The organism is Arthrobacter sp. A5 (assembly GCF_051131705.1).
Lineage (GTDB): Bacteria > Actinomycetota > Actinomycetes > Actinomycetales > Micrococcaceae > Arthrobacter_M.
Window position 1 is genome coordinate 61,846 of the sequence record NZ_CP180316.1, and the last position, 13,369, is coordinate 75,214.

Annotated in this window: 8 protein-coding genes and 2 pseudogenes; 7 read left to right on the top strand and 3 right to left on the bottom strand. The window is 61.7% G+C overall.

The window, feature by feature from the left end; genetic code table 11:
- Positions 1–113 precede the first annotated feature (113 nt).
- From ACLLJI_RS00305 to ACLLJI_RS00325, 5 genes and pseudogenes are all read left to right on the top strand, one after another.
- A complete protein-coding gene (locus ACLLJI_RS00305) occupies positions 114–410 on the top strand; it encodes a DUF1778 domain-containing protein (RefSeq protein WP_434616559.1) in 297 nt (98 codons plus the stop codon).
- The gene (locus ACLLJI_RS00310) at positions 407–931 is read left to right on the top strand and encodes a GNAT family N-acetyltransferase (RefSeq protein ID WP_434616562.1); all 525 of its coding nucleotides are present in this window, start codon (positions 407–409) and stop codon (positions 929–931) included. Before ACLLJI_RS00305 ends, ACLLJI_RS00310 begins: the two co-directional genes overlap by 4 nt.
- A 221-nt stretch (positions 932–1,152) precedes the next feature.
- A complete protein-coding gene (locus ACLLJI_RS00315; RefSeq protein ID WP_434621747.1) occupies positions 1,153–4,296 on the top strand; it encodes a DUF3427 domain-containing protein in 3,144 nt (1,047 codons plus the stop codon).
- Between the two features lie 155 nt (positions 4,297–4,451).
- A pseudogene (locus ACLLJI_RS00320) lies at positions 4,452–5,138 on the top strand (transposase); the annotation flags it as partial.
- Between the two features lie 192 nt (positions 5,139–5,330).
- On the top strand, positions 5,331–6,053 hold the full coding sequence (locus ACLLJI_RS00325) for a TIR domain-containing protein (RefSeq protein WP_434616565.1): 723 nt from the start codon (positions 5,331–5,333) through the stop codon (positions 6,051–6,053).
- Here the strand turns inward: ACLLJI_RS00325 and ACLLJI_RS00330 are convergent.
- Both ACLLJI_RS00330 and ACLLJI_RS00335 read right to left on the bottom strand, forming a co-directional pair.
- A complete protein-coding gene (locus ACLLJI_RS00330) occupies positions 6,050–7,132 on the bottom strand; it encodes an IS630 family transposase (RefSeq protein WP_434616348.1) in 1,083 nt (360 codons plus the stop codon). The two genes, ACLLJI_RS00325 and ACLLJI_RS00330, sit on opposite strands and share 4 nt — an antisense overlap.
- A 976-nt stretch (positions 7,133–8,108) precedes the next feature.
- Positions 8,109–9,409: pseudogene (locus tag ACLLJI_RS00335) on the bottom strand (ISL3 family transposase).
- A 98-nt stretch (positions 9,410–9,507) separates the two neighbouring features.
- Here ACLLJI_RS00335 and ACLLJI_RS00340 point away from each other — a divergent pair.
- Entirely contained in the window at positions 9,508–10,332 is an 825-nt protein-coding gene (locus ACLLJI_RS00340) for a DUF6602 domain-containing protein (RefSeq protein ID WP_434616568.1), read from the top strand.
- A 453-nt stretch (positions 10,333–10,785) separates the two neighbouring features.
- Here ACLLJI_RS00340 and ACLLJI_RS00345 read toward each other — a convergent pair whose 3' ends face one another.
- Entirely contained in the window at positions 10,786–11,628 is an 843-nt protein-coding gene (locus ACLLJI_RS00345) for a fumarylacetoacetate hydrolase family protein (RefSeq protein WP_434616571.1), read from the bottom strand.
- A 338-nt stretch (positions 11,629–11,966) separates the two neighbouring features.
- Between ACLLJI_RS00345 and ACLLJI_RS00350 the strand changes: the two genes are divergently transcribed.
- Positions 11,967–13,310, top strand: coding sequence for an MFS transporter (locus ACLLJI_RS00350; protein WP_434616574.1), 1,344 nt, complete (start codon positions 11,967–11,969; stop codon positions 13,308–13,310).
- Positions 13,311–13,369: the final 59 nt, after the last annotated feature.

The window sequence follows — 13,369 nt, forward strand, 5'->3', positions numbered from 1 at the left end:
TATCAGCATCGTGGAGGTCGAACTATCCGCCGAACGCTCGCGGACGGCCGCGTCCCGTTGACCTTGACGAATCAGCGTGATGTGCGCACACTGTACATACAAAGGAGAATGTGATGAGTACCAGTTCCCTGCATCCCAAGCCTGTACGAAGCCAGCGCATCAATGTCAGGGCTACGCCGCGCCAGGAACAGCTGCTGCGCCGGGCCGCTGAAGCTACAGACCGCTCCATGACGGATTTCATCTTGGAAAGTGCCAGCGTGGAGGCGGAGAGAATACTGGCCGCCCGCCTGTGGTTCGTCGCAGACGAGCTGCAATGGGCCGAGTTCAATCGGCTGCTGGAACTTCCTTTGACATCCACTGCCAAACTAGCCACGCTGGCACGCCGACCAAGTCCGTTCCAGCGAGAATGAGCCAAGCATTGCCTGGCGCGCCCCGGAAGCTGCTGCGCACCGATAACCCAGACGCCTTCGCTTCCGGGCCTGAGGAACTGGACGAGTGGCTTCGCAAGTACGCGTTCCAGGATCAGCGCGCGAACAGTGCAGTCACCTATGTATCCTGCGACGGGAACTCCGTGGTCGGCTACTACGCGATAGCCGTCGGGGCCGTCGCAAAACAGGGAGCTCCGCCGGCAATAACAAAAGGTGGCCCCTCGGAAATACCCTGCATTCTTCTGGCCCGTCTAGCAGTGGACAAGCGGTATCAGGGCACCGGACTCGGGACGGGACTCCTTCAGGATGCATTGAAGCGCTCGGTGTTGGTGAGCGAAAGCGTCGGGGCAATGGCTGTGCTTATCCATGCTCGCGACGCCGCCGCCAGATCATTTTACGACCGGCACGTGGACGCGCATCCTTCCCCGTTGGATGACCTGCAGCTCATGATTCCCATGCAGGCTCTGCGTGCCGAGTTCGCCGATTTCCTGCCAGGCCGCTGAATACCGAATACCGAATAGCGGCTACCCGCGGCAGGCAGTCCGTCCATGCGGATGAAGTGCTTGCCGTGCCGCTCGTCCAGGCTATGAGGGACGACGGCGTCAGGCTGGTTCCGGTGCCGACGGAACCGGAGCGGCTGGCCAGCGGCCCCCGGTTCCTGAATGTCTCCGGCACCACATACCCTGGCACAGTGAACATTAGTGGGGGAGAACCGGCGGAGCTGCTGGCCGAGGGTCTGTACGAGTCGCTGCGCACGCGCCGGTTGAGCGAGCGGGTGGCCGGGCAACAGGAGCTGTTGTCCGTGTTCGAAGCGGTCGACGACGATGCATCCCCTGACGTGCTGGCCCGGCACATCGGCGAACTGGCACGCGCGGCGCTTGTGCAGGCCAGACCGGAAGAGCGGGTCGCCCTGGCCAACAATCTCCTGCACGCGATGCAGCATCCGGACACCATCCACCCGGGTCCGCAGGAACTGAGGTCCCTCACCGCTCCGGCGGGTCTGCGCCGTCGTAATCTCCGCCGCCCCACCACCAGGCTGAGCGACGCTGCCCTGCTCACCAACGGCAAGGATGATCCGAACCTCGCCGCGGAGATCCGCACCGAAATGGCCTCCGCCAACCGGGTTGATCTGCTCTGCGCCTTCATCCGCTGGACCGGGCTTCGTCTGCTGGAACCGGCACTGGAGGAGCTGCGGGACAGGGGCATCCGGCTGCGCGTCCTGACCAGCACCTACATGGGTGCCACGGAACGCCGGGCCATCGATGATCTGGTGACCAAGTACGGTGCTGAGGTACGGATCAACTATGAAACCCACGCCACGCGCCTGCACGCCAAGGCATGGCTCTTCCGCCGCAGCACCGGTTTCGATACGGCCTACGTGGGCAGTTCAAACCTCAGCGCCGCGGCCATGCTGGATGGCCTCGAATGGAATGTCCGGCTGTCCTCGGTGGGCACGCCGCGATTGTTGCAGAAGTTCGAAATCACCTTTGACAGTTATTGGGAGCAGCGGGCCTTCCAGCCCTACGATCCGGAGAATGACGGCGACAAGCTGGATGCCGCGCTGGCGCGGAATGGCGGGCGGGCAGTAAGCCGACCGGACGCTTTCACGGGTCTGGAGGTGCAGCCGTACCTTCATCAGCAGGAGATGCTCGAGGACCTTGAATCGGCGCGCGAAATTCACGGCCGGCACCGCAATCTGATAGTCGCCGCGACCGGCACCGGCAAGACAGTTGTCGCAGCACTGGATTACCAGCGGCTGTGCGAAGCAGCCGGCCGTGACCTCACGCTGCTCTTCGTTGCGCATCGGCAGGAGATCCTCAAGCAATCCCTGGCCACCTACCGGAACGTCCTGCAGAGTGGCTCATTCGGTGAGCTCTACGTCGGTGAGCACAAGCCCAAGGACTGGAAGCACGTCTTCGCCAGCGTGCAGTCCCTGGCCGCACTCGGAATCGGGACCGTCGAACCGGGCCAATTCGACGTCGTCGTGATTGATGAATTCCACCATGCCCAAGCGCCCACCTACCGGGCCATCCTGGACCATCTGCAGCCACAGGAACTGCTCGGTCTGACGGCTACGCCGGAGCGCGGTGACGGGATCAACGTTGCGGACCAGTTCTTCGGCGGCCGGACCGCCAGCGAGCTGCGGCTGTGGGACGCGCTGGAGGCGGATCTGCTGGTCCCGTTCCACTACTTCGGTGTGGCCGACGACGTCGACCTGAGCCAGGTGGAGTGGAAGCGCGGCAACTATGACACCGGGCAGCTGGACCGGCTCTACACCGGCAATGACGTCCGCGCGGCCAAGGTCATCAAAGAGCTCCGCGACAAGGTCACCAGCACCGGTGGCATGCGTGCGCTCGGTTTCTGCGTGTCCGTGCAGCACGCGCACTACATGACCGAGGTCTTCAATACCGCCGGCATCGCTGCCGTCGCCGTGTCAGGACAGACGCCCGACGCCGAACGTGCGGCCGCGCTGCGGCGGCTCAGGAGCCGCGATCTGAACGTGATCTTCGCCGTCGACCTCTTCAATGAGGGGCTCGACCTGCCAGAGGTAGACACGATCATGCTGCTGCGGCCCACCCAAAGTGCCACGGTCTTTCTGCAGCAACTGGGCCGCGGGCTGCGCCGTGCCAAGGACAAGTCCGTGCTCACCGTGCTGGACTACATCGGCCAGCAGCGCCGGGAGTTCCGCTTCGACGCCAAGTACCGCGCATTGACCGGGCTCAGCCGGAAGGCCTTGGAAAAAGCCGTCATCGACGAATTCCCGTTCCTGCCGTCCGGCTCGCAGATCGTGCTGGACCGGGTGGCTCAACAGATTGTGCTACAAAACATCAAAGCGCAGCTGAGGTTCAACCGGGCCCAGCTGGTCACCGACGTGCGCTCGCATGCCGAACTGCTGCTCGAAGACTTCCTGCGTGAATCTGGGAATTCGCTGCACGACGTGTACCGGAAGACCGGCGACTCGTGGACCGCGCTGTTGCGCGATGCTGGTCTGCTCGACGCAGGTCCTCTCGACGACGATCATCCGGCCAGCGGCTACAGTCCGGCGTCGCTCTCGGCCGAGCCCGAACGCTCCGTTGCCGAAGAGCTTCTTGTTCTCAAGCGCATGACCCAGCTTCTGTGTATCGATGATCCCGAACGGGCCGATGCCTATACGCTGCTCACCTCGTCCGACGCTTCGCGCTACGAAGACTTGGGTCCGCGCGAACAGATCTTTGCGCGGATGCTCTTCTTCGCGCTCTGGCCCGAAGCCGGGGGATTCACGTCCTACGACGAAGGCCTCGATTATCTCCGGCAGTTCCCGCATGCCTGTGCCGAAATTCAGCAGCTCGCAGCGCTGGGCCTCAAGCGCTCGCGGTATGCGCCAAAGGGCTTGGGGCACGGTCTCCAACGCGTCCCGCTTTACTCGCACGCCACCTACCGGCGTGAAGAGATCCTTGCTGCCCTCGGATATCTATCCGTGCATGGCCGGAAAGCGCGGCATCGCGAGGGCGTTGCCTGGAGCGCGGAGACGAAGACGGACGCGTTCTTCGTGACTCTGGAGAAGGACACCAAGGACCGCGCCGCGTCCATCATGTACAAGGACTATGCGCTCAGTGAGGACCTGTTCCACTGGGAATCACAGAACTCCACCTCACCCGAGAGCCCAGTTGGCCGGCGGTACCTGGACCACAAGGCGTTCGGCTCGCAGATCCTGCTCTTCACCCGGCCCCGCGAAAACGATGACAACGGTATGACCATGCCATACACCTGCCTCGGCCAGGTCGACTATGTGCAGCACTCGGGGTCGAAGCCGATTGGCATCACCTGGAAGCTGCAGCGGCCGATGCCAGCGGACGTGTTTGTGGAGGCTAGCGCGGTGGCGCAGTAATCCCCAATTTTGTTCGGTGTTCGATATCCGGGACGAAGCGCGAACTCGCTAACAAGGGAGCCGTTTTACAGTAGGAGCCGGCATCAGGAGTGGGATCTGATGTAGAGTGAGAGACCCTCTTTCGGCCGCATGCTGCCATATGTCTTGCACCTTCCGGCTCCAAACAAGTCTTCGCCACCTGGCTGAAAGCACGCCCAGAGGAGTGGCGGGACGGGTCTAAGTGGTGGCAATGGATGGGTTTTCCGGGTTCAAGAGTGCCGTTGCCGAAGGAATCCCTGGTGCCGTTCCGGTGATGGATCCATTCCGGGTGGTCCGCTTGGCTGGGGAGGCGCTGGATACGTGCCGCGGACGCGTTTTACAGCAGACTTGCGGTCACCGCGGGCAGGCGATCCGCCGTATTCGGCAAGGCGGACGCTAAATACCGGCGCGGATCTGCTCACCGACAAGCAGCGCCAACGGCTGGAGACCCAATTCTCCACTGACGTGCATGTCGAGGTGGAAGCGAGTTGGGGCATCTACCAGCGCATGGTTACCGCCTACCGGGAACCAGACCGTGCCTAGGGGCGTGCACTTATGCAAGCCGTGATCGACTCCCTCAGCGCAGGCGTCCCCATCGCGCTGACCGAGCTCAGGACCCTCGGCCGCACACTCGAACGCCGAGCCTCGATGTGCTGGCATACTTTGACAGACGAGGTACCTCCAATGGGCCAAAGGAAGCGATCAATGGTCGGCTTGAACACCTCCGCGGCTCTGTCCTCGGCTTCCGCAATCCCACCGACTACATTGCCAAATCACTCCTGGAATCTGGCGGATTCAGACCCCGACTGCACTGTCAATTCTGAAGAGCCGCTAATACTAGTATCTGGGCGTGCGTCCCGCAGGGATCTCCGTAAACTTGGACTACTCGTCGCAATGACGTTTAACTTATGAACGACCGCAGCACTCAATCCGCAAAAGATCAGAGGTGCTGCTGGCCGTTCATGATGGTTACATGACTTATGTGATCGTTTACGCCATGCAATAGGGGTGCAGAAGTGAAATTTGTCGGTCGAACCTTTGAAGATGAAGACATCATTTTGGACGGTCACGTCTATGAGAATTGCATCTTCCGTCAAGTGCGGTTCTCCTATTCCGCTATCAGTGGGATTGGCATGTCTCGATGCAAATTCCACGAGTGTCGATGGGCGTTCAACGGGCCGGCTGCCAGCACGCTGGCCTTCATGTCCGCAACGTACAACGGGCTGGGTGAAGCCGGCCGAAACATTGTTAATAAGACCTTCGACAACATTCGCGATGGACGTTCATTCGGTGTACCTTCTGCCAATACCGACATCGCGTACAAGCCCACTGTCTTTCTCGGGCACGGACGAAGCGCGGATTACATGTTCCTCAAGGACTTCTTGCAGAAGAAGGGATATCAGGTCGAAACCTTCGAGTCGTCGCCCCGAGCCGGCATGTCCGTCAAAGATGTGATTAAGGGTATGATCGGCCGTGCCTCGATGGCCTTCTTGGTTCACACGGCGGAAGACGAACACGGCGACGAGACCGTGAGAGCGAGGGAGAACGTCGTTCACGAGACTGGGTTGTTTCAAGGCCGGCTGGGCTATGAACGCGCCATCGTCATGCGTGAAGAGGGTTGTGCTCCTTTTTCCAACTTGGACGGCATCCAGTACATTGCATACCCTCCCAACAATATCAAGGCCTCCTTCATGGAGGTACTGGAAACGATCGAACGAGAGTATCCCAGTGCCGCCTAGTGTTCCGTGTTAATGGTTTGTTTGCGTTTCATCTTGCCCAGGAGATACTCCGCTGACTTGGTCCAGGTGAATGGTTTGGCGTCCTGGTTGTAGTTCTCGATGTAGCGTTCCATGGTTTCCTCCAGCTCTTTCACGGAGCTGAATGCTCCGCGTTTGAGGCACTGGCGGGTGATGATCCCGAAGAAGATCTCCACCATGTTCAGCCAGGAACAGCTGGTCGGGGTGAAATGCAGGCTCACGCGCGGGTTTTCGGCCAGCCAGTCCTTCACGTTCTGGTGCTTATGGGTCGCATAGTTGTCGCAGATGACATGCAGCTCAACCCCGGGGTGGGCGTGGGCGACCCGGCTCAGGAAATCGACGAACTCGATGTTGGTGTGCTTTGGGTAGAAGGCGTTCGCGCTGAGTTTGCCGGTGAGAACCTCCAAGGCGGCGAACAAGGTGGTGGTGCCGTTGCGCTTGTAGTCGTGCGTCTGCTGCAGCGGGTGGGTCGGGGACAGCGGCTGGTCCGGGCCGGTGCGGGACAGTGCCTGGATTTGGGTCTTCTCATCAATGCTCACCACCACCGCGTTTTCCGGCGGGGACATGTACAGGCCCACCACGTCCCGGAGCTTGGACTCCAGGGCCGGGTCGGTGGAGAATTTAAACGTCTCGATCCGATGCGGCTGGATCTTCCAACGGCGCCAGATTCGGGCCACGGACGAAAAAGAGATTCCGTGGCGTTCGGCCATGATGCGCGCGGACCAGTGCGAGATCCCCAGCTCCGCCGGCGGGTTCCCGTCATTGGTCAGGGTGTCGGCAATCAGGGCGAGTTCGTCGATCTCCCGCTCCCGGCCCGGGCGCTGGACATCGGACAGGGCCTCGATCCCGCCCTCGGCATAGCGGTTGCGCCACTTCAAAACCGTGGGCGCCGAAAACCCGGTGATCTTCTCAATCTGGACATTCGGCATCCCGTCAGCAGCCAACAAAACCGTGCGCGCCCGCAACGCCAACGTCGCAGTGGAAGAATTCCCACGAGTCAACGCTTCCAGGGCGCCCCGGTCCCCGTCGCGCAACTGAAGTGCCTTTGCCAGATAAACCATGGATCAAGTCTGACAAACAATCAGACCCAAAGGAATCAACGACACGCTACACTAGGTAACAATGCGCGTCTGACTGTCGTCTGTTCGCGTAGCTCCCTGTTGGTCGTTACCCGTGCACCAGCAATTGCGGACGCCCCGGTGTCGGTGCGGGTGGCGGCCCAAGAAGCCTAGTCATCGCTAGTGCCGTGCTAGGGGACCAGTGGCCGCGGCTTTGACCGGACCACCATAGGAGCCCGCACTTGAGGCACTTCGTTTCGTCGGTCGTTCCAGGCCCAGACCGGTGATGCGCTCCTCCAACGACGCACTTCAGCAGCCGGCAGGTGAGTATCGCCGAGGTGTGCTGGGTGTTGTCCTCATCCTCCGCGCTCAGCGATGGCAGCCTAACGGGGGATCAGGCGGCCCTGTTGGGGCGTTCGTCGGCAATCCCGTGGCCGCGCTGGAATCGTTCGAGGCTGCGGCCGGCCAGTATTGCCGGGATCTCCACCCACTCGAACATGCCCCTGCCAGCCGGCTTTCACGGCGTGCAGGGTTTGGCGGGTCCGGCGCTCCGCCTCACACGCAGACATGGTCATTCGTTTTAATCCTGCTCCAGTGCGAACAGGTCTGGCCGCACGCCAGGTGTGGCTGCACTGATAATCTGGTCGCTCATTGTTATCCCAATCATGTGCGGATCCGGGAGGCCTAGTGCTGGTCGCGGGTGTGGGATTACCCAGTAATCGGCCGGCCCTGTCAAGGCCTCGTCCTGTGATTGTTGAGCCCGAGCCACCAGGAACATGCCGATTCCCCACCAAGAACCTGATTTTCCCGGACCTCCGGCACCACCGGCCCCGTGGGTTATATGCGCTGTCACGGGCGTTTCATCAGGGTCTTCTGAGAGTGTTCGCCTCGTGTGGGACAAGGCCATTAGCTGCCCAGGATATTTCGACATGGTGTCGGATTCATGATTGAAATTAGGCTCTCCTGACACATCCGTGGGTCATTTCCGTCCCGGGAGCACCGGTTTACGGCCACCCAGGCTGAGCATGGCCAGGCTGATCAGGGCCTCGGGGGACTTGAACCCGAACGCCACCCGGGTGATCAGCCTGATCTTCGTATTCATGGATTCAATCCGTCCGTTCGACAGCCCGTGTTCGATGGATGCCAGGATGCTGTCGCGGTGCTTGACGATGGCCTTTTGGAGTTTCACGAAGGAGGGGATCCTGGATCTCCTGGCCCAGGACACCCATCGGTCCAGGGCCACCACGGCTTCGGCATAAGGGAGCTTGAAGACCGTGCGCAGCCCTTCCTTCAAGTAGTAGGCCCGGCCCAGGACGGGGTCGGTCTGCACGATCCAGGACAGCTTCGCCTGCTGCTTTTCGGTGAGGTCCTCGGGGTTCTTCCAGAGTGCGTAGCGGCTGTTCTTCAGCTTGGTGGCCCGCTCACTGTCGGGCCTCTCCGGCGCGACCTTGGGTGGTCGTCCGCGGCCACGGGCCGGTTCGTTCTCCCGGGCCGCTTTCCGTGCCCGGTTCCAGGCGGTGCGCCGCTCTGCATCCAGGGCGTCGGTGGCCCACATGACGATGTGGAACGGGTCGGCCACGCGGACCGCTTGGGGGCAGCGCGCGGCCACGACGGTGGCGATCCACTCGGCCGCATCCGCGGATACATGCGTGATCTCGGTGCACCGTTCGTCCACCAGAGCGTCGAAGAACTTGCCCAGGGTGGCCTTGTCCCGTCCCGGCGAGGCCCAGATGAGCCGGCCCGAATCATGGTCCACGACCACGGTGAGGTACTTGTGTCCGCGCTTGTAAGAGATCTCGTCAATGCCAATGCGTGTCAGGTTCGCGAACGGGTCGAAGGTCGCGGCGGTGTCCTTCCAAACCCGATCGATGATCGAGCCCACGGTGCGCCAGGCGATGCGCATCAACTGGGTGACAGCGCTCTTGGAAGTCTGGGTGGCCAGCCAGGCGATCTGCTGGTCAAAGATCCTGTGTGGCCAGCCTGGTGCCGGGCCCACGGGACGGCGGCGACGGTGACCCCGTGCTCGGGGCAGCGCACCCGCGGTGATTCGGCGACCAGGTAGGTTTCGATGGTTCCCAGATCCAGGGTCCGCCATCTCCTGGGACCACCGCCGCGGTCGTATCGGCGGCACCGCCTGGAACAGATCCCGCACCGGTTGCGCATGGACTTCATGGGGCTCACCAAGGCGATGAAAACACCGGTGTCCTCCTCGAAATCCAGACCCCGGACAATCGTTTTTTCGACACCCAGCAGGGTGCACCATATGCTTGATTTCTGCACGCCGTTTTCCAACCTCGATTTTTGTACCTTTGACAGTCAAAAATCCTAGGTAGAAAGCGGCGTGTGGTCGTTAAGGCGCGCAGGTCACGCCCACGGATATGTCACAAGAGCCGGAAATTAAGGCAGTTGATCTTGCAGGGCTTTGGGGTGCCGAAGCTGAGGGTCTAAAAGCAAAGCTTGCGCAGCTGCGCGCTGGGTTCCGGCACAATGGGACCTCCGGTAGCGGTGCGGAAGAAGCTCTTCGTGAACTCCTGGAGCTCAAGCTGCCGGCTTCCATCGGAGTAACCCAAGGACAGATTTTCGATAGCGCCGGGCGTGTCAGCAAGCAAAGTGACGTAATACTGTACGACGCAGACCGAACGCCGCTTGTCCTCACAAGTGCCCAAGGCGGCAGCTCGCTCGTCCCCGTAGAGGGCGTAATTGCCGTAATTGAGGTGAAGGCCAGCTTCTCCGCCGTCGATCTGCCGGGGGTCATTGCGAACATGAGCGCAGTCAAGAGCATGAAAAAAACGGCCTACTTCCTGCCGGGCGACGGAGCGGTTGAAGGGTACAACGTGTACGGGGCAGGATCCGTCCATCCCTGGCCCATCACGTACTCGCTTTTCGCATACGAGTCCTCGAGCTTCGAAAATCTGGCGCCCGCCTTCAACGCTGCTAACGGTTCCCTTCCGGTCGAGAGCCGTATCGATAACGCCTGCTTTCTTGACAAGGGCGCCATGCTCAACCTGACGCCAGTGGGTGAATCTGTCCCCCTTCCAAGCCAAGGAACCCTGCATCACTTCGGCCGTAGCCCACATGCGCTCCTCTATTGGTACCTTGCTGCTTCAGCCGTATGGTTCCAAGCCAAGCACTACCCCATCAAAATGCTGAATTACCTGACCTCACCAGCGGAAGCGCGGGTCACACCTATTGACGTGGTGTAACCGGTTCTGATGGTCGTGTTGTGTCAGCGGCCACGAGAGAGTACCCATGGATGGCCACCACGAAGCCAACGATTGGTCGGTGGCCAGTGGGCCAGGATCTCGCTACCCAGTCGCCAAAATGTTTGATCTTTCGCCGCGTGATCCTTGGAAATGACAGTCCAATGTCTTCCTGAAGGAGAACTCCGCGATGCGTGGCGGCGGTCCCCGGGCAGGAGAACCAAAGTAGGGCGAATCCCTGACGGTGCGCGGACGCATGGCCGGCTCGGAATGTCTCGTTTTAAAGGAGCCTGAGGTCGAGCTGGCAGAGGCAATAGCGACAGGGGCGCCGGGTCTTCACGCGCTTGCAGGGCTCGTTTCGTGGACCTCAGGCCGGGGCCAATGGGTCGTTGATCGACACCGGTTGGGGCGAAAGGTTCGTTGGTTTCGCCGGGCTTTACCACCGGAAGAGAAGGGTCAGCCCGCAAACATCTGGCGCTGCCGGCCCAGCCCCTCGACCTCGATCTCCAGCACGTCACCGGCTTTCAGGTACGGGAAGCGGCCGGAGAGCGCGACGCCCTCGGGTGTGCCGGTGCAGATCAGATCGCCCGGGTCCAGGACCAGGTACTGGCTGAGGTCATGAATCAGGGTCTCGACGTCGAAAACCATACCTGCCGTCGTCGAATCCTGGCGGGGTTCGCCGTTGACCCAGCTGCGCAGCCGGAGATTGCCGGCGTCCACTTCGTCGGGGGTCACCAGGTAGGGGCCGGTGGGGCAGAAACCGGGGAAGTTCTTGCCCTTGGACCACTGGCCGCCGGAGACGTTGAGCTGGAAGTCGCGTTCGGAGAGGTCATTGACTGTGACATAGCCGGCGATGTAATCCCGGGCGGCTTCCTTGGAGTCCAGGTAGGACGCGGTCTTCCCGATGACTACCCCGAGTTCGACTTCCCAGTCGGTTTTGGTGGATCCGTGCGGAATGGTGACCGGATCATTCGGACCTGACACCGTGTTGGGGGTTTTCAGGAAGATGATGGGCTGCTCTGGCGGCAGGGAGCCGGACTCGGCGGCATGGGCAGCGTAGTTCTGGCCGATGCCGATGACGGCGGACGGGCGGGCTATGGGGGCGCCGTAGCGGACGCCGTCGGCGGGAACTTCGGTCAGTTCGCCGGCTGCCAGAGCGGCGGCGGCCTTGGCGGGACCCCCTGCGGCGAGGAAGGCGCCGTCGATGTCCGCGGTCAGGGATTGGAGCGAAAACAGCCGCTGATCATGGACCAGGACGGGAGTCTCTGCGCCGCGGGGTCCGATTCGGGCGAATTTCATCTGGCTTCCTTTGGTTGCTGTCCGGCAGTAAATGGTCAACGGCTGGAGCGGCTTGGCTATCCCGTCCCGCTCCTCATGGGATACCAAAGTGTATGCCGCGGGGGTAGGCGCACTGCAAGCCCGGTGACTATTGTGTCGCCCGTTGAGTCCAATCCGTGGAGTCAGTGGCGAATAGGTGAAGGAAATAATCCGCGATACAAGATACTTTTCTCAATTTTTGGTTGACAGTGATCTACACCACGCAGTACTCTCATTTTTGGGATCCCAAATCTTTACCTCACCGTCGAGGCGACGGCGCCCGCACCCCGAGCTGTCAGTCCATCCAAAGGATTTCTCCAATGACTATCAATGAACCCACCGTTGAGGTTGAGGCCGAAAGGCCACCAACCACCGAACCACTGATTAAACGCCGGCCCACGAAGGTGCGCTGGAAGCTCTTCGTCCTGCTCCTTGTTCTGGTCACGCTGAACTATGTGGACCGCGGCTCCATTTCCGTGGCCATGCCGCTGATTCAAAAGGAATTCAACCTTTCCCCTGAAGTGATCGGCCTGCTGCTGTCGGCCTTCTTCTTCGCCTATGCGCTCATGCAGGTCCCGGCCGGCTGGCTGATTGACCGCTTCGGCGCCCGCAAGATGGTCACCGCCTCGTGTGTTGGCTGGGGCCTAGCCACCGCCGCCTGCGGGCTGGCCTGGAACTTTGCCAGTCTCTTCACCGCCCGCGCCGCCATCGGTATCACCGAGGCCGGGATCATGCCCTCCGGCGGCAAGCTGAATGCAACCTGGATGCCGCAGAAGGAACGCGGCCGCGGCGCAACCATTCTGGACGCCGGAGCACCCTTGGGTGCGGGTCTCGGCGGTCTGATCATTGCCAGTCTCATCGCGCTGACCGGAGGCTGGCGGGGAGCGTTCATCGCCGTCGGCATCGCCACCGCCGCCTTCGGTTTCCTGGCGTGGTGGTACATCCGCGACAATCCCCGGCTGCACAAGAACGTCAACGAGGGAGAACTCGCCTACATCGAGGCCAGCCACGCCGAAGAGGACGCCAAGGCTGAAGCCGCCAAGGGCGCCGGCCGGCGCGGACTGCTGCCGTACCTGAAATACCGCTCCTTCTGGTCCATGTGCTTTGGCTGGTTCGGCTTCAACGGCGTCTTTTATGGCCTGCTGACCTGGGGCCCGCTGTACCTCTCCCAGGCAAAGCACTTCAACCTGGCGGCGGTTGGCTGGGGAACCTTCGCGATCTTCGGGGCCGGCTTCGTTGGCGAACTTCTGGGCGGTTTCATCGCCGACTGGTGGCAGACCAAGGGCGCCTCCGCCAACCTGGTCATGCGGACGCTGCTGGGCATCTCCAGCCTGATCGTCGTCCTCGGCCTGGTGGGCGTGACCGTCGTATCCGACCCCCTGACCGCCGTCCTGCTCCTCTCCGCCGTCCTGTTCTTCCTGCGCTGGGTGGGCCTGTTCTGGAGTATCCCCGCACTCCTGGGCGGCCGGGCCAACGCCGGCATTCTGGGCGGAGCGATGAACCTGAGCGGAAACATCAACGGATTCATCACACCCATCGCGGTGGGACTGATCGTCGGAGCCACCGGCGGCTACACCTGGGCGCTGCTCTACTTTGTCGGTTCCGCCGTCATCATGGCCGTCTCGGTCCTGACCATGGACTACAGCCGCCGCCTCCCGGTCTGAGCCAGCCGAAGCGTCACCGCCCTCACGGGGATCCGCCTGCGCCCGCCCCTGCTCTTCCG